Genomic DNA, 17331 nt, shown 5'->3' with positions numbered 1-17331 from the left:
TCTGCCAACCTAATTTTGTTGTGCCCTGGGGTCTCTGCATTCCTGTTCGTCCGGCATTTTCCCGCAAAAGCTACACGGCTCCCCCGATTTGTTCAGAAAAGGACTCTGACTGGCACAGGTACCGGCAAATCTACCATCCTTTTTTGTCCAGATCTTAATGGCAATGCCTGCAAAAGCAAGGGCTAACAATCCTATGGTAAGCAAAACTAACTTCATCGCAACAATCTTTCTAACGGATTACAAAGATACAAAACAAAATACGTTTTACCATAATTATCAGCTTTTTTCCAAAAGCTAACGAAGGTATATGCTGGCCACGGTGTTTTCTTCGGTGGCATTGATATTTCCCCCTTTCGGTTCTATGGTAATGTTGTAGCTTTTGGCCTCTTCCTTGAAGGGAATAGAGAGTAATTTGTTCTGGGTGTTTTCCAGTATGCCCAGGCTTATCATTTCACCGTTGACTTCGGCCCACATCTGGAATACCTGTTCTTCCGGAAGTTCCGGTAGTGATACCACATTGATCATGGATAATTTTTCCACGGGATCTATATAAGCCACCGTTTTGAGGTTCTTGGCCCGGCGGTTTCCCTGGAGTATATATTTCCGCGTTTTGGGGTTGTTGAGGATGAGAAACTGGTTTTTCACATCGTCGAGCTTGGAATTGGTGTTCAGGATATCGCTTTTCAAGGCTGCGATCTCTTCGTTGACCGACCCGTTTTTCTGCAACAGCAACTTGTTCTGGTATAGTAAAACAATGGTAGAGGTACAGAAGACGGCGGCTATGACCGCTGCCATATTGGCAAAACGGGGAACTGATCTTTTTTTTCTGCGGATGGCATGTATCACATTCCTTTTCACCTTTTCAGGGGCAGGTTTGGCAAAAGAACGGGTGTAGTTTTCCAGGTCTTCCTCCAGTTCTGTATACTTTCGTTTCACTTCCGGGTACCTGGAAATACAGTCTTCCGTATAAATGTTTTCTTCCGGTGAAGTGGTCCCTATGAGATATCGCTCCAGCAGATCGCTCTCCAATATCTTTTCCATGTCACTTTTCATATCTTATTTTTTTTGCCCCGGCATTCCTTTCCGTTATATTCATCGCTAATTATTCGGTGTCAAAAATTTTCCGCAATTCGCGGAGCCCTATCTTCAGGCGGGATTTGACTGTTCCCAGCGGAACATCGAGCATTTCACTGGCTTCCTGTTGTGTCATCCCCTTAAAGAACAGGGCTTCAAGGATGACCTGGTACTTGATGTCCAGGGAGGCGAGATGCTTCCCGATGTCCAGGTGCTCGGGTTTTATCGCGTCGATACCTATATTATATACGTTGGAAATATCCAGTTGGATTTTCTTTTCTTCTTTAATACTGCAATTTCTGACTTTATCAATGGCCGTATTTCTGATAATCCGGTACATCCACGTAAAAAGCCTGGCTTTTCCGGCATCGTAGGTATGGGCCTTTTTCCAGATTTTCATCAATCCTTCCTGAAGGGCATCCCTGGCCAGTTCTTCGTCCGACGTTATTTTAAAGGCGATGCCGTAAAGGGCATCACCGTAGTAATCATAGAGCATGGTCATCCCTTTCTCATCTTTTTCGATGAGCAGGTTCATGATGTTTATTTCCAGTAGTGAAGACATGGTGTCGGAAATTGGATGAAACTATATGTCAATAAGGGGACATCCCAAAGATATCAAATAATGCCTGTACGGGAAAGGTTTTTTGTTTTCTCCCCCTGATCACAGTATGTTTACCTCGGGCTCCAGGAGAATGCCGAACTTTTCGTTTACCTTTTCCCGGATATGTGTTGCCAGCTGCCATATTTCCTGTCCTGTCGCCCCGCCGTAATTGACCAGTACGAGGGCCTGCCTGTGGTGCACCCCGGCTGCTCCGAAGCGTTTGCCCTTAAAACCGCATTGCTCGATGAGCCACCCGGCCGGAATTTTTACCTGGTCTCCCGGCAGGGGGTAGGAAGGAACTTCGGGATAGTGTTCCGATATCTTTCTGAACGTATTTGCAGGGACTACGGGGTTTTTGAAAAAACTGCCCGAATTTCCCGTTTCCCGGGGGTCCGGGAGCTTACTCTGCCGTATGGAGATCACGGCGTCGGAAACATCTTTTATCCCCGGCGACGATATTCCCCTTTCGGCAAGTACCTGCGATATGGCCCCGTAATGAATGTGAAGACGGTGCTCCTTGCTGCGGAGGCGGAAGGTAACCCCGGTTATGATATATCTGCCCCTGGCTTCGCGTTTGAAAATAGAGTCCCGGTAACCGAACCGGCATTCCTCCCGGGAAAAGATACGCGTTTTTCCCGAGCCGATCTCCACGGCCTCACACGATTCGAAGACATCCTTGAGCTCTACCCCGTATGCCCCGATATTCTGGATGGGGGCCGTACCCACATTTCCGGGAATGAGCGACAGGTTTTCCAGGCCGCCGTACCCCTTTTCCAGGGTCCAGAGCACGAAACTGTGCCAGTTTTCACCGGCCCCGGCTTTTACCAGTACTTCATTTCCTTCCCGGCCTGTCACTGAAATTCCCCTGATCCTGATATGGACAACAAGTTTTTCCACATCACCCGTAAGCAGGATGTTGCTGCCACCTCCGAGAATCAGTTTTTCGGGATAATCCGGCATGGAGAGTACCTCCAGGAGTTCTTCCTTTCTGGAAACCTCGGTGAAATATCTCGCACGGACGTCAATCCCGAAGGTGTTATAGTTTTTGAGTGATATGTTTTCCTTTATATGCACAGCAGGAGAATTAACGGGTTCGGCTCTTGTCTATTCTTTATCCGGATATACTTTAAGGGCTTCCCGAAGTATGTTTACAGCAGCCTTAAGGTCTTCTTTCTTAAGGACGTAAGCGATGCGTACTTCGCAGGTGCCCATCCCGGGAGTGGAGTAGAAACCGGCCGCAGGGGCCACCATTACCGTCTGGTTGTTGTACTGGTAACTTTCCAGCAGCCATCGTGCAAAATCATCGGTATTTCTGACGGGCAGTTCCGCAATACAGTAAAACGCCCCCCTCGGCCTGGCCACCTTCACCCCTTCGATGGTTTCGAGTTCACTGATCAGCAGGTCCCTTCGCTCGGAGTATTCCTGCAATACCTCGTCAAAATAGCTTTGTGGGGTTTGCAGGGCTGCCTCACTGGCAATTTGGGCATAGGTAGGCGATGATAGCCTGGCCTGTGCGTATTTGAGCGCAGTAGTGATCACTTCCCTGTTTTTCGATACCAGGCATCCTATTCTCGCCCCGCACATGCTGTAGCGCTTGGAAACCGAATCTATCATAATGGCATGGGCCTCCAGTCCCTGTTCCTGCATTACGGAATAATGTTCGGCACCGTCGTAGGTAAATTCCCTGTACACTTCGTCCGTGATGAGGAACAGGTCGTGTTTTTTTACGATTTCAGCAAGCTTTTTGATCTCTTCCCTGGAATACAGGTATCCTGTAGGGTTGCCCGGATTGCAGATCAGTATCGCACGTGTTTCAGGAGTGATAAGTTCTTCAAAGGCTTCTATGGGAGGGAGGGCAAAATTGTGGTCTATGGACGATACCACAGGAACAACCCGTACTCCGGAAGCAGTGGCAAAACCGTTGTAATTGGCATAGAAAGGTTCGGGAATGATGATCTCGTCACCGTAATCGGCAACGGCTCCCATGGCGAACATCAAAGCTTCGGAACCACCGGTGGTCACGACGATATCATCCGCTGAAATGTGAATATCCTTTTTTGCGTAATATGCGGCCAGTTTTTCACGGTACTGCTCAGAGCCTTCGCTTCTGCCGTATTCGAGGATCTCCAGGTGGTTGTTCTTGACCGCATCGAGGGCTACCTGAGGTGTTTTGATATCCGGCTGGCCGATGTTGAGGTGATATACCTTGCGCCCTTTTTTCTTTGCGTTTTCAGCAAAAGGAACGAGTTTCCGGATGGGGGATTCCGGCATTGACCGGCCTTTGTGTGAAATTGATGGCATAATAGCTGTTTCTGTGGTTAATTAATGTTAGTGTACTACAGCAGTGACATGTTATTTCAGGATGCTGGGTTCCCCGAAATGAACTGCTGCCTGGCGTGTAGCCCTGCAAATTTGCAAAATAATTCCTAAGTGGTAAATGCCGGATGTGAATATTGTGACTAATGCATGCGTTAAAGTTTTTGACAAGGGTCTTTACGAAGTAAACTTATGTTTATATTAGTAATATGTTATTTTTTGTGTTAAAAAATATTAGAAATATCATTCCGGTGGGCTTGCTGCTTCTTTTGGGCGGGGCAGGGATAAGGGCACAGTCGGGATTTGAGCTGGTATCGGGCGGGGATTATCACACCGTAAAATTCAGCCTGGTCAATAACCTGGTCATTATTCCGGTGGAAGTTAATGGAGTAGAGCTGTCGTTTATCCTGGACAGCGGGGTGAACAAACCTATCCTGTTTGATCTCGGTTCCGGCGATCACCCGGAATTTTCACATTTTGAAGCCATCTATATTCGCGGACTGGGGCAGGGGGAGGCCATAAAGGCTTACCGTTCCAGGGATAATGTTATAAGGATCAATGAAAAGGTGGTCAACAGGAGTAGTGACTTTTACCTTATACTGGACCAGGGAATTAATTTTGCTCCCCGGCTCGGAATTCCGATTCACGGGATTATCGGCTTTGAGGTTTTCAGGGACCTGGTCGTGGATATAAGTTATACCAGAAAGAGAATCCGTTTTTACAGGCCCGGGACCTATCGCCACAGGACATGCAGAAAGTGCCATACCTTCGGGCTCGACATGATACATAACAAACCTTACCTGAAAGCGGAGGTCGCAGTGGACGGACGTAGGGAAGAGGTGAAGTTGCTGGTAGATTCCGGAAGCAGTGACGCCCTTTGGTTATTCGACAGGGAAGATAACGGTTTGTCGGTGCCGCAGGAGCATTTTGACGATTTTCTGGGCAGGGGGCTTAGCGGAAGTGTATACGGCAGTCGTGCCAGGGTAGAAGAACTTCATCTCGGAGATTTTGAATTTAAGGATGCCAAAGTGGCCTTTCCCGATGCTGTTTCCCTGCAGCACCTCCAGAACCTGAGCGAAAGGGACGGCAGTATTGGAGGAGAGATATTGAGGCGCTTTGATGTGGTTGTAGATTATGCAGGAAAAAAAATGACCATGAAGCGAAACAGGTATTTCAGGCAGCCGTTCAAGTACAACATGAGCGGTATAGAACTTCAGCATAACGGGATGCGGATTGAGCAGGTAGGTACAAATAGTAACCAGGCCCTGTCGGAGCATGCGGAAGCGCGTAAAACATACCGGATATTACCGGGGAGATTGCTGAAGTACAGCCTCTATCCTGCCTTTGAGATTGCCGAAGTACGAAACGGGAGCCCCGCCTGTGATGCCGGCCTGAAAAAAGGTGACGTGGTGCTGTCGGTCAATGGAAAACGGGCATCCGGGCATTCGATACAGGAAATGATGGAACTGATGAATGTCAGGGCAGGTAAAAAAATACGGCTGTTAGTGGAACGTGAAGGAAGGCAAATGCGGTTTATGTTCCGCCTGAAAGAGGTGTTGTAGTTCTTAGTTGTTAGTTCGTAGTTTGGGCATTGGGCATGCCTGAATATGGTTGCCGTGGGGGAAGCCGAAACCAGGCGAAACGGTTAAGAGCCGGAAGCATTTCAAAAAACAGGAAACAGCGGGTTTAGAAATATATGTTACCCACAAAAAATGCCCGGCAAACACCGGGCATTTTTATAAAAATTTAAAATATCAGTAACACCTGACCTGCTGGTTATGAGCGCTCCCTGTGTTCGCGCCTTTCCCTGTTCTCATTTCTCGGAGGTCTGGGAAGCAGTGCTTTACGGGATACTTTCGGTTTTTTGGTTCTCGGGTCGAGGCCAAAGTATTTCACTTCAAAAACATCTCCCATGTTAACTACATCAGATACCTTTTCCGTACGTTCCCAAGCCAGTTCAGATACGTGTAACAATACTTCATTTCCGGGAGCTTGAGTAAATTCTACAACAGCGCCAAAATCAAGCATTTTAATCACTTTTACTTCGTAAACCGAACCTACTTCCGGCTTGAACAGCAAAGAATCTATTTTTGCCAAAACAGCATCAATACCTTCCCCGTTGGTTCCGAGGATCTCAACAATGCCTTGCTCATCCACTTCGTTGATAACGATAGTCGTATCTGTAGCTTTCTGTAATTCCTGAATTACTTTTCCGCCAGGGCCGATCAAAGCACCGATATACTCTCCGGGAATTGTTCTGGTAATGATTTTCGGGGCATGAGGTTTTACCTCTACATTAGGCTGAGCTATGGCATCCGTAAGTTTTTCCAGGATATGCAAACGTCCTTCGCGGGCTTGTTTTAATGCCTTTACCAAAATTTCGTAAGGCAATCCTTTTACTTTAATGTCCATCTGGCACGCGGTAATCCCATCGGAAGTTCCGGTTACTTTAAAGTCCATATCTCCGAGGTGATCTTCATCTCCGAGAATATCAGACAATACTGCATGGCGTTCACCATCGGAAATCAGTCCCATAGCAATACCGGATACCGGTTTTTTCATTTGGATACCTGCGTCCATGAGTGCCATGGTTCCGGCACATACGGTTGCCATGGAAGAAGAACCGTTGGATTCCAGTACTTCGGAAACTATCCGAACCGTATAGGGGTTCTCTTCCGGGATCATTCCTTTTAATGCGCGTTGTGCGAGGTTTCCGTGGCCGATCTCACGACGGGAAGTACCTCTTATCGGGTAAGCCTCACCGGTACAGAACGGGGGAAAATTGTAGTGCAAATAAAAGTTTTCTTCTCCCTGATGTGTTGGCAGATCAATAATATTCGCTTCCCTCGAAGTTCCGAGGGTCACTGTTGCGAGCGCTTGTGTTTCTCCACGGGTAAAGATGGCTGAGCCGTGAACAGAAGGTAAATAATCCACTTCACACCAGATGGGACGGATCTCATTGGTCTTTCTTCCGTCTAAACGAATCCCTTCGGAAAGAGTAAGTTCCCTTACCGCTTCTTTTTCTACTTTGTTAAAATAGGTTTTGATCAGGCCTTCATTTTCTTCCAGTTCTTCTTCGCTGAAAAGAGCGAGGACTTCGTCTTTTACTGCAGAAAATGCTTCTCCACGCTCTCTTTTGCTATGACCGCCTTTTGCGATATCATATATTTTTTGATAGGCTGTTTCACGGACTTTGGCAGCGATGTCATCATCCGTTTTGGCAGGAGCGTATTCCCTGACGGGTTTTTTACCGAAGGCTTCTGCCAGTCGAAGTTGTGCGGCACATTGTACCTTGATTGCCTCGTGAGCAAACTGAATGGCTTCGGCCATTTCTTCTTCGGATATCTCTTTCATTTCCCCTTCCACCATCATCACAGAATCTTCAGACGCACCAATAATCATATCGATGTCCGATTCAGCTAATTGCTCGCGGCTTGGGTTAATGATGAACTCACCGTTTATCCGGCCCACACGCACTTCAGAGATGGCACATTCAAAGGGGATGTCAGAGAGTTGAATTGCCGCTGAAGCGGCCAAACCGGCCAACGCATCGGGCATTACTTCTTCGTCATGTGACATTAGCTGGATCATCACCTGCGTTTCAGTTTTGTAATCAGACGGGAACAGGGGGCGTAATACGCGATCCACGATCCGCATTGTCAGAATCTCCTTGTCGCTGGGTCTCGCTTCTCTTTTGAAGAAACCACCCGGATAACGGCCTGCGGCCGCAAATTTCTCCCGGTAATCTACTGTTAACGGAAAGAAATCCATTGTACTTTCATTGTAAGACGATACTACGGTGCAAAGTAACATTGCATCGCCCATTTGCACAACAACAGATCCGTGGGCTTGTTTTGCCAGCTTCCCCGTTTCTATAGAGATGGTCCTGCCATCCCCCAGATCGATAATTTCTTTTTTTACTTCAGGAATCATAAATGCTTTTTAATTAATTATACAAAGGGTTCCGTCTGCAGACGGGTGTTGTGTTGTTGTAGTTAACCCAATGAAAATCACTTTGCCCTAAAACAAAAAAGAGGCACTCGGGCCTCTTTCGGAATTATTTTCTAAGTCCTAATTCTTTTACAATAGCACGGTATCTTTCGATATCCTTTTTCTTGAGGTAATCGAGAAGGCTTCTCCTTTTACCTACCAGGCTTACCAGTGAACGCTCCGTGTTGAAATCCTTGCGGTTTTTCTTCAGGTGCTCCGTAAGGTGGGAAATCCTGTAAGTGAACAGGGCAATCTGTCCTTCGGCAGATCCCGTGTTCTTTTCGGAACCTCCGTGCTTCTTAAAAATGTCTTCTTTGACTTCTTTTGATAAATACATGCCAATATTGTTTAAATGATTCTTATGTATTGTGCCAGGTTTTCTGGCAGGGCGCAAATATAAGGCAAATAGTTGTAATATTTTTGTTTTTATACAGATTTCACGACCGCAGCTCCCGGTTGAGGATAAGATCGAGATAGAGATTGACCTTTTTCTTGAGGTCTCTCCTGTGGGAAATAAAATCGAGGAATCCGTGTTCCTGGAGGAATTCGGAAGTCTGGAAACCTTCGGGAAGGTCCTGTCCCGTGGCTTCCTTGACCACTCTCGGCCCTGCAAAACCTATCAGGGCGCCGGGCTCGGCGATATTGATATCTCCCAGCATGGCATATGAGGCCGTAGTACCCCCGGTAGTGGGGTCGGTACAGAGTGAGATATAGGGAATACGCGCTTCGGCCAGCTGGGCGAGCTTGGCCGATGTCTTGGCCAGCTGCATCAGGGAAAGGGCGGCTTCCATCATACGTGCCCCTCCCGATTTGGAGATCATGAGAAAGGGGATATTGTTTTTGATGGAGTGGTCGATGGCCCTGGCGATCTTTTCACCGACAACGCTTCCCATGGAGCCCCCGATAAAGGCAAAATCCATACAGGCGATTACCAGGTCTTCTCCCATTGATTTTCCGACAGCGGTGCGTACGGCATCTTTGAGATTAGTCTTCTCGCGGGCCTCCTTGAGGCGGTCTGTGTATTTTTTGGTGTCTACGAACTTTAACGGATCCTTGGAAGTGAGACCGGGGTTCAGTTCTTCGTAATGGTTGTCGTCAAAGAGTATGGAAAAATATTCCTTGCTTCCGATGCGTACGTGATAATCGTCTTCCGGGCTCACGTAGAAGTTTTTTTCCAGTTCTTCGGCTCCGACGATCTTCCCGGTGGGCGACTTATACCAAAGCCCTTTGGGAGTGTCTTTTTTTTCTTCCGTAGAGGTCTGGATCCCTTTTTCTTTTCGTTTGAACCAAGCCATATGTTTCTTTTTCGTTATTGAATGTTTGAGTTTTCCGGGTTTTGGGGGCGCAAGTTAAAAAAATATGCATTAAACCCGTATACCGGCCGAAACCCGGAAAACCCTGTAGCCTGTTTATAAGGTGTTTACGTTGTTGAGGTCCTCAAAAGCCTTTTTTAAACGGGCTATGAATGTTTTTTCCCCTTCGCGCAGCCACACTCTCGGATCGTAGAATTTCTTGTTGGGCTGGTCGGCACCTTCGGGGTTGCCGATCTGGGCCTGGAGATAGTCCTTTTTGTCCTGGATATAATCCCTTACCCCTTCGAGGAAGGCGTATTGAAGATCGGTATCTATATTCATTTTTATCACACCGTACCCGATGGCTTCCCTGATCTCCTCAAGGGTAGATCCTGAGCCTCCGTGGAATACGAAGTCTATACTGTTGGCCGGTACGTTGTATTTTTCGGATACGAATTCCTGCGAGTTTTTCAGGATCTTGGGAGTCAGCTTTACATTTCCGGGCTTGTATACCCCGTGAACATTACCAAAGGCCGCTGCAATAGTGAATTTGGGGCTTACTTTCATCAGCTCTTCGTAAGCGAATGCCACTTCTTCGGGCTGGGTGTAGAGTTTTGAAGCATCCACATCCGTGTTGTCCACACCGTCTTCCTCACCACCGGTAACTCCGAGCTCGATCTCGAGCGTCATTCCGATCTTGCTCATCCGGGCGAGATATTTTTTGCAGATCTCGATATTTTCTTCGATAGGCTCTTCGGAAAGGTCTATCATATGGGAGCTGAACAGCGGTTTCCCGGTCTGGGCATAGTGCTTTTCACTGGCATCCAGCAGCCCGTCTATCCAGGGCAACAGTTTTTTGGCACAGTGATCGGTGTGGAGTATTACGGTAGCACCATAAGCCCCGGCGAGTTCATGAACATGCTTTGCCCCGGCAACAGCTCCTAAGATGGCCGCTCTCTGTCCGTCATTGGAAAGTCCTTTTCCCGCATTGAACTGGGCCCCTCCGTTCGAAAACTGTAAGATCACCGGAGCGTTCAGGCTGGCTGCGGTTTCCAGTACGCCATTGATGCTGTCAGATCCGATTACGTTTACTGCCGGCAGTGCAAACCCCTTGCTTTTCGCATAGGCAAATATTTCCTGTACTTCATCTCCGGTGGCTACCCCGGGCTTAATGTTGTGACTCATAGTTTTTAAGGTTTTCCTGAATTTGTATAGTTATTAAAAAGCAAAAGTAATAAAATTAGAAGTCTAAATATCAAAAATGAAAGGGTAAATTAGAAACGTGCAGCCTGTAAACTGCAACCGGTTATGAGTTCAGAATTCAGAGTTATGAGTTATGAGTTATGATTCAAACCTGCAAACCTGTAAACCTGCAACCTTCAACCAGCACCCCGGATCAGAAAGGATAATTGATCCCTATATTGTATACCGCATTGCCGAAGTTGTAGTCCCGGAACCACCGCCTTGACATCTGCTCGGCCGGGTTATAGGTCTTAAACCCGGTATCCAGGCGGATGACAAAAAAGCCGAAATCGTACCTGAAACCGAAACCGGTACCCAGGGCGGTATCCTTTAGGGAGGAGATACCGGTAAAAACGGCATCCTGGTCGGTAACGTCGTCCAGGGCGTTCCATATATTCCCGGCATCGGCAAAAAATGCTCCGTTCAGGCTCCCCATGATATTGAACCTGTACTCCAGGTTCAGGGCTATTTTCAGGTTGGCCTCGTTAAAGTCATTTCTGGCATTTGTTCGTCCGGGGCCCAGGGAATACGCCTGCCAGGCCCTGTTATCATTTGTTCCCCCGGCGAAGTAACTTCTCGAAAAGGGAATATTGGTAGCGTTGCCGTAGGGAATGGCAAAACCGAAAAAGCTCCTGAAGGCCAGGATGCCGTCCCTGGATACCTGTACGTGCTTTATAAAGTCCAGTTCCGTTTTTACGTACTGGGAATACTGTACGTCAAAGACCAGCTTTTTTCCCTGGTCGTTCTTGTTGAACTCGATGAGCTGTGAAGCGGCCGACAGGAAGTTGCCCGCAGTTTCCAGTTTGGCCTTGAACTGGGAAAAGGTATTGTCGCCGGCCCCGCGGCGGGTGTTGTGGGTGTAAGTGAAATTGGAGGCAAATATGAGGTTGTTGGCACTGAGCCTCCTGCGTCGTTCTTCTATACTCGATATGGTGCGGTAGTCTTCGGAGCCTTCCGTTATACCGTCTATGCCGCCCGAAAGGGCGTCGTTTGTAAACTGCCGGGCTCCCGAAGGGATGAGAAGGTTGCCCCTGTCGTCGAAATAGGCAGGGTCGGTGGTGTTATTCCCGGCAATACGGTTGAGCCGCTCATAGCTGTTCTGGTAGACCTGGAAGTAGCGGTCGATGTTGAGGTTCCGGATAAACTCGATGTTCATCAGTTCGAAAGTGTGTTTTTTCCGGTATGATGGCGTCCAGTTATAACGCAGTATCGTATTGAAACTCTGTTTGTCCAGGCCTATGTTTCTCTGAAAGGAACTACCTACGGAGATACGCGTTTCGGGCAGCATGTATTTGGGAATGATCCGCTCGGTGCCGACCGGAAAGAATATCCGGGGAAAATTGAGCCTGATGTCGCCGCCGAATTCGGAAATATTAAAGAACCTGTCATGGGGGTTGCTGGCTTCCCTGGACGATCCTACGGTTCCCCTTGCCGATACTTCCAGTGTTTCTGTCCCCCTGAAAACATTCCGGCTTATCAGCGAGGTGCTGAACGAGATCCCAATATCCTGGATGTTGGAATGGGATATATCGGTATTCAGCCCCAGCGAAAATTTCGGGCGGTGGGTGAGGTATATATTGGTGTTGAGACTGTCGTCGGTACCGCGGGCATAGCGGTATTCTATGTTGGGGTATTTGAATGTCTTGAGATTGCTGATCTGCCTGTAGGTGCGGGTACGGTCTATTTCGCGGTAAAGACTGCCCGGCATAATGGCCACGGCGTCGGCCAGGGCTTTGGGCTTGTACCGCAGTTTATCGCGGAAATAAATGGTAAAACGGTCATAGGCAATGGAATCAAGTGAATCCTGCTCCATGCCAAAGGTATAATCGGCATAGATATTCACATTTTTGATGTGATGGATCTTATAAGGGATCTCCCTGACCGTGTCTCCCACGCGTTCGTACCTGTTGTTGATCTCTATTTCCACGGGCATTTTGTAATCCTCGCTGGAAGCAAGGGTATCGCGCAGCACATTGAAATGAACCGAAGAATTGGGCTGGAACTGGTAGATACCCGAATTGATGAGAATGGAATTAATGCGTTCCCGCTCGGCTTCGAAGTGCGTGAGATCGAACTGTTCACCTTCCTTTATCAGGTTCCTGGAATCGTACCGGTTATAGATGGAATCTATGTCGGGGGAGGCGATCTTTTTGGTGATGCTGTCCAGAAAATACGGTTTGCCCGTGGTGATGTGATAATTTACCTCTCCGCGTTTTTTCTTGTTGGGCACGGAGTCGACGGAAAATGTGACCCTGTTGTTGAAATATCCCTTGCTGTTGTAATAAAGATTGAGGCGGTCCCTGGATTTCAGGTTTCCGGACGCTTTGATGACCACCGGTGGCTCCCCGGTTTCCATAAGCCACCTGTTAAAGCCCGCTACCGACCTTCCGAGTTCTATCACCTGTTTTTCAGACAACAGCCCGGTGAGCCTCTTTTTCCTGTTTTCCTTACGGTACAGCCAGTCTGTGAAAGCCGAATCGGATTTCGGTGTAGCCATATTGTAAATGTGTAATTTCAGGTTGAATCCCAGCAACGCACTGTTGGGTTGCTGTGACATGAGGTTGCGAAGGGTCTCCTCTTTTTCCTTCTCCCCGTTAACATATATGTTGTTCCGGGTAAGGAGCAGCTCGTCTTCGCCTACTCTTTTTACCGTATTACAGGATACTATAGACAGTATTAAAAAGATTACCGCTATTTTTGTGGTTCGGGTTTTCAATGGAAAACAACAGGTTTTAACAGGTTTCAGGTTCGATGCACGGTCAGGGTCTCCTCGGTCTTCGGCCAGACAAAGATGAAAAAAAAATGTGTGAAATCCTCCCGGTAATACAGGTTGGCCCCTGATTTTTTACCGGATACCGGAACCGGCGACTTTGCCCGGGCCGGAAAATACACTATGACGGATGGTTAGTAAAGGCGAAATTAAGCTAATAACGGGTTTAGACCAAAAAAAGTACCGTAACCGGCACGGAATATTTGTGGCGGAAGGGGTAAAGGTCATCACGGAACTCATTAATGCCGGGATGACACTGAGAGAGCTGTACACCACGGATACCACCTGTTTTTCCTTTGCCGGTGATCACCTCCGGGAAATTTCTGACCGGGAACTGAAAAAGATCAGCCGGTTAAAAAGCCCGAATAAGGCCCTGGCCCTTTTTGAGATCCCGGAGGTGAAAGAAGCCGGGAATTCCGGTCTTGTACTTGTTCTCGACGATATACGCGACCCCGGCAACCTGGGTACCATTATCCGGTTGTGCGACTGGTTCGGGATAGAAAACCTGGTGTGCAGTACAACCACGGTAGACTGTTACAATACCAAAGTGGTACAGGCTACTATGGGGTCCCTCGCACGGGTGAATATCATTTATACCGACCCGGAAACCTACATCCGGGAATCCGGACTTCCCGTCATCATAGCCGATATGAACGGGGAAAATGTCTATAAAACTACCCTGCCGCAACAAGGCATCCTGGTTATGGGCAACGAAGCCAACGGGGTGTCGGAGAGAATACGTTCCACGGCCCACAGAACCCTGTCTGTCCCGCGCTTCGGCCGTATACAGGAAACGGAGAGCCTCAATGTGGCCACGGCCACGGCTATTCTTTTAAGCGAATTCCGAAGGAGGATTGATCAGTTATAAGTGACAACTACGAACTAAGAACTAATAACTAAGAACTATACCCCTGCAACCCGAAACTCAGTCCTTTTTCTTGTTAAAAAGGAATCCCAGGGGCAGGATTAAAAAGAGAAAGAAAAACCTGCCCGTGACCACCCCGATAATGGTAATGGCGGCAGCGATAAGCATGATGATCTGCGATGTCTTTTTGTTTTTGAACATACGGAGTTTTGTGGAAGAAAAGTTGTTTACCGGGTAAAAATACTGCTTTTGCGGAGATGGTCCAAGACGGGATGACAGGATTGCCGTATTTTCCTGTAAATGCATAAAGTTTATATAAGATTAATGAAAATAAATTCCTATAAAAACACAATAATTCAAAATAACATCTGAAAAAATATATAATTCTCATCTATTATATCGTTTTTTGTTTACATTTGTATAATGTTCATATGTATGAACATTTTAAAATAAACCCATGTCAATAAGGTATAATATGAAATTCTGGAGCACTGTTGTTTTTTTCTGCCTGGTTTATACTATGAGCGGGCAGACGGGAAACATAGCCGGCGAGGCAAAAATATCAGCATCTACCGTTTTGTCCGAAGCATTTTCCCCTGACAATATCGCGGACGGTGTTATCGGGATTTCCGGAAAGGGGGAATGGGCCTGTGAAGGGGTGACTACGGATTGGGGGTACATTCGTTTTCCCTGGATAGAACTCCGCTGGGACATGCCCCGGAAAATCAATCGTATCGTTTTATACGACCGTCCCTCCGGAAAAGAATTCACCGCCGGGGGGAAGCTCATCTTCAGTGACGGAAGCCTGGTATGGGTAAACCGTATACCGGACAACGGGGAAGGTAAGGAGATCAGGTTTGATACGAAAACAGTGGAATGGGTGAAATTTCAGGTCACCGATGGTAACGGCAGGGACCTGGGATTATCTGAAATGGAGGTATTTGCGGCTCCCGAAGACAAAGAGGAGCCTGTTTTATGGGTAGATCCTTATATCGAGACTAACCGGGGGCGTTATCTGTTTTTTATCACGGGGTCCAGGCCATTCGGAATGGTGGGGGCGCTCCTCTTACCCGGAACAAGAACCAGAACGGAGGGGGCTATAACTACAATGACGGACATATTCTCGGGTTTGAGCAAATTCACAGCTGGATGCTGGGTGGCCTGGAGATCATGCCGGCGCCGGCAGTCATAGACCCTACACAGGGGCAGGAGGGATGGAAATCGGCTTTTAGCCATGAAGATGAAATAGTACAGCCCGGTTATCAAAGGGTCTACCTGAAGGATCATCATATCCGGACTGAATTCACTGCTACGGAAAGGGTGAGCTTTTACCGTTTTACCTTCTCCCGGAATATGGAAGCCCAGGTGCTGGCCAATCTTGGCGGATATGTCAGTAATGTACGGATGGAAAACGCATATGTGGAACGGAAGGGAGACCGGGCAATCGAAGGGTATTTCAGTACCACGGAACGTTTTTGGGGCGGGCCGAAAGATGTGAAGGTCTTTTTTTCTGCGGAATTTGACCGGCCGTTCAAGAGGCTGGACGGGTGGACCGGTAAAGAGCGCTTCCGGGACATTCCGGAGATCGAAGGGGACAGCACCGGGGTCACGGCAATCTATGATGTTCTTCCGGGAGATGCATTACAGATGAAAATAGCCATTTCCTATACCAGTGTGGAAAATGCGAGAAATAACCTGAATAAGGAATGCCCGCACTGGGATTTCGACAGGGTGCATCGCGAATCGGTAAGTGTATGGAACGACTGGCTGGGAAAAATAGAGGTAAAAGGGGGAAGCCGGGAACAGAAAGTGAAATTCTATACCGATCTGTGGCATGTGCTTCTCGGAAGGCAGAAAATCAATGATGTTTCCGGGGATTATCCCGATCGTACTTCCGGAACCCGCGAGGGTACTTTTACGGATGCCGATTTTAAGATAGGGACCTTGCCTAAAGATAAAAACGGTACCCTGAAATTCAATATGTATAACTCAGATGCCTGGTGGCTTACGCAGTGGAACCTGAATGTGTTGTGGGGGCTTGCATGGCCGGAAGTTATGGACGAGATGTCTGCCTCTATGGTACAATACGCTGTCAACGGGGGGCTTTTACCCCGCGGCCCTTCCGGTGGTGGTTACTCCTATATCATGACAGGATCTCCGGCGACTAACCTGGTAGTTTCCGCTTTCCAGAAAGGACTGCTCACCAAAACAGACAGGGATACCGCTTATAAGGTGTTGAAAAAAAACCTGTTGCCGGGCGGTATGCTCGGAGATGCCGACGATATCCGGTTTTATACCGATAACGGGTACTGGCCCGGGAATGCAGGGATCACCCTTGAAGCGGCCTTTCAGGATTACGCCCTGTCACAGATGGCAAAAGCAATGGGAAAGAACCGGGATTACCGCTTTTTCAGCAAAAGGGCAAGCGGGTGGAAAACGCTTTTTAACCCGGAGCAGAACCTGGTATTTCCCAAAGACCGGAACGGAAATTTCATGCATGATGATCCGCTTTCCGGAGAAGGCTGGGTAGAGGCCAATGCCTGGCAGGCTACCTGGTCGGTGTCGCACCAGATTGATAAGCTGGCTTCCCTGATGGGGGGAGAAGACATATTGTGCGACAAGCTCAATCACGCTTTTGAGATGGCAGAAGACGACGATTTTGTTTTTGCCTATAACGATGGATACGTGAGTTATGCCAACCAGCCCGGCTGTTCCAATGCTCATGTCTTCAATCATGCCGGAAAACCCTGGCTTACCCAGTATTGGGTGCGTAAAGTCGGGAAACAGGCATACGGCGGTACTACCCCTGATCTGGGTTATGGAGGACACGATGAAGACCAGGGGCAGATGGGAGGGGTCAGTGCCCTGATGGCGATAGGATTGTTCAGCCTTGACGGCAACGTTTCCCAAAACCCGGTATATGATATTACCAGCCCGGTTTTTGACGAAGTGACCATCAAACTCGATCCGGAATACTACAGCGGAAAGGAATTTAAGATCATTACCCGTAATAACAGCCCCGATCATATGTACATCCGGAAAGCCCTTCTGAATGGTAAGGAATACCGGAAATTCTGGTTTTCTCACGATGTGTTCCAAAAGGGGGGAAGCCTCGAACTCTACCTCGGTACTGAACCTGATATGCAATGGGGAACCAGGAATTGAGATTCGAAATTAGTAT

The 17331-nt window shown here is 47.9% G+C and carries 15 protein-coding genes; 4 read left to right on the top strand and 11 right to left on the bottom strand.

Features of this window, described 5'->3' with window-relative positions; all coding sequences use genetic code 11:
* Positions 1 to 9: 9 nt before the first annotated feature.
* The 5 genes from DN748_RS03250 to DN748_RS03230 all read right to left on the bottom strand — a co-directional run bounded on the left by DN748_RS03250 (position 10) and on the right by DN748_RS03230 (position 3976).
* A complete protein-coding gene (locus DN748_RS03250) occupies positions 10 to 216 on the bottom strand; it encodes a membrane or secreted protein (protein WP_112370321.1) in 207 nt (68 codons plus the stop codon).
* 78 nt (positions 217 to 294) lie between these two features.
* Positions 295 to 1053: an anti-sigma factor gene (locus DN748_RS03245; protein WP_112370320.1), complete on the bottom strand. Its 759-nt coding sequence runs from the start codon at positions 1051 to 1053 to the stop codon at positions 295 to 297.
* A 49-nt stretch (positions 1054 to 1102) separates the two neighbouring features.
* A complete protein-coding gene (locus DN748_RS03240; protein WP_112370319.1) occupies positions 1103 to 1636 on the bottom strand; it encodes an RNA polymerase sigma factor in 534 nt (177 codons plus the stop codon).
* 99 nt (positions 1637 to 1735) lie between these two features.
* Entirely contained in the window at positions 1736 to 2749 is a 1014-nt protein-coding gene (gene murB / locus DN748_RS03235) for a UDP-N-acetylmuramate dehydrogenase (RefSeq protein ID WP_112370318.1), read from the bottom strand.
* A gap of 30 nt (positions 2750 to 2779) precedes the next feature.
* A complete protein-coding gene (locus tag DN748_RS03230) occupies positions 2780 to 3976 on the bottom strand; it encodes a pyridoxal phosphate-dependent aminotransferase (RefSeq protein ID WP_112370317.1) in 1197 nt (398 codons plus the stop codon).
* Positions 3977 to 4212: 236 nt separating this feature from the next.
* On the opposite strand from DN748_RS03230, the gene DN748_RS03225 reads away from it, so the two are divergent.
* Positions 4213 to 5553 carry a PDZ domain-containing protein gene (locus DN748_RS03225; protein ID WP_161554458.1) on the top strand — a complete coding sequence of 447 codons (1341 nt, stop codon included), beginning with the start codon at positions 4213 to 4215 and terminating at the stop codon, positions 5551 to 5553.
* 214 nt (positions 5554 to 5767) lie between these two features.
* On the opposite strand, the gene DN748_RS03220 is transcribed toward DN748_RS03225, so the two are convergent.
* The 5 genes from DN748_RS03220 to tamL all read right to left on the bottom strand — a co-directional run bounded on the left by DN748_RS03220 (position 5768) and on the right by tamL (position 13231).
* Complete coding sequence (locus tag DN748_RS03220) at positions 5768 to 7924, bottom strand: polyribonucleotide nucleotidyltransferase (RefSeq protein WP_112370315.1); 2157 nt, start codon at positions 7922 to 7924, stop codon at positions 5768 to 5770.
* A 124-nt stretch (positions 7925 to 8048) separates the two neighbouring features.
* Positions 8049 to 8318, bottom strand: coding sequence for a 30S ribosomal protein S15 (gene rpsO / locus DN748_RS03215; protein WP_112370314.1), 270 nt, complete (start codon positions 8316 to 8318; stop codon positions 8049 to 8051).
* A gap of 100 nt (positions 8319 to 8418) precedes the next feature.
* Positions 8419 to 9276: an acetyl-CoA carboxylase, carboxyltransferase subunit beta gene (accD, locus tag DN748_RS03210; protein WP_112370313.1), complete on the bottom strand. Its 858-nt coding sequence runs from the start codon at positions 9274 to 9276 to the stop codon at positions 8419 to 8421.
* A 114-nt stretch (positions 9277 to 9390) separates the two neighbouring features.
* Positions 9391 to 10458 carry a class II fructose-bisphosphate aldolase gene (gene fbaA, locus DN748_RS03205; protein ID WP_112370312.1) on the bottom strand — a complete coding sequence of 356 codons (1068 nt, stop codon included), beginning with the start codon at positions 10456 to 10458 and terminating at the stop codon, positions 9391 to 9393.
* A gap of 211 nt (positions 10459 to 10669) precedes the next feature.
* The gene (tamL, locus tag DN748_RS03200; protein ID WP_112370311.1) at positions 10670 to 13231 is read right to left on the bottom strand and encodes a translocation and assembly module lipoprotein TamL; all 2562 of its coding nucleotides are present in this window, start codon (positions 13229 to 13231) and stop codon (positions 10670 to 10672) included.
* A 184-nt stretch (positions 13232 to 13415) separates the two neighbouring features.
* Between tamL and DN748_RS03195 the strand changes: the two genes are divergently transcribed.
* Complete coding sequence (locus DN748_RS03195) at positions 13416 to 14153, top strand: TrmH family RNA methyltransferase (RefSeq protein WP_112370310.1); 738 nt, start codon at positions 13416 to 13418, stop codon at positions 14151 to 14153.
* Positions 14154 to 14210: 57 nt separating this feature from the next.
* Here DN748_RS03195 and DN748_RS03190 read toward each other — a convergent pair whose 3' ends face one another.
* Positions 14211 to 14456 carry a hypothetical protein gene (locus tag DN748_RS03190; RefSeq protein ID WP_112370309.1) on the bottom strand — a complete coding sequence of 82 codons (246 nt, stop codon included), beginning with the start codon at positions 14454 to 14456 and terminating at the stop codon, positions 14211 to 14213.
* A 151-nt stretch (positions 14457 to 14607) separates the two neighbouring features.
* On the opposite strand from DN748_RS03190, the gene DN748_RS19310 reads away from it, so the two are divergent.
* Both DN748_RS19310 and DN748_RS03185 read left to right on the top strand, forming a co-directional pair.
* Positions 14608 to 15342 carry a discoidin domain-containing protein gene (locus DN748_RS19310; RefSeq protein ID WP_236636769.1) on the top strand — a complete coding sequence of 245 codons (735 nt, stop codon included), beginning with the start codon at positions 14608 to 14610 and terminating at the stop codon, positions 15340 to 15342.
* Positions 15270 to 17315, top strand: a complete 2046-nt coding sequence (locus DN748_RS03185) for a GH92 family glycosyl hydrolase (RefSeq protein WP_236636780.1) — start codon at positions 15270 to 15272, stop codon at positions 17313 to 17315. The genes DN748_RS19310 and DN748_RS03185 overlap by 73 nt, the downstream gene beginning before the upstream one ends.
* Positions 17316 to 17331 lie beyond the last annotated feature (16 nt).

Source organism: Sinomicrobium soli, from assembly GCF_003285545.1.
Classification (GTDB): domain Bacteria; phylum Bacteroidota; class Bacteroidia; order Flavobacteriales; family Flavobacteriaceae; genus Sinomicrobium.
The sequence above is the reverse complement of the archived record's forward strand: the minus strand, read 5'-3'. Positions and strand labels throughout refer to the sequence as shown.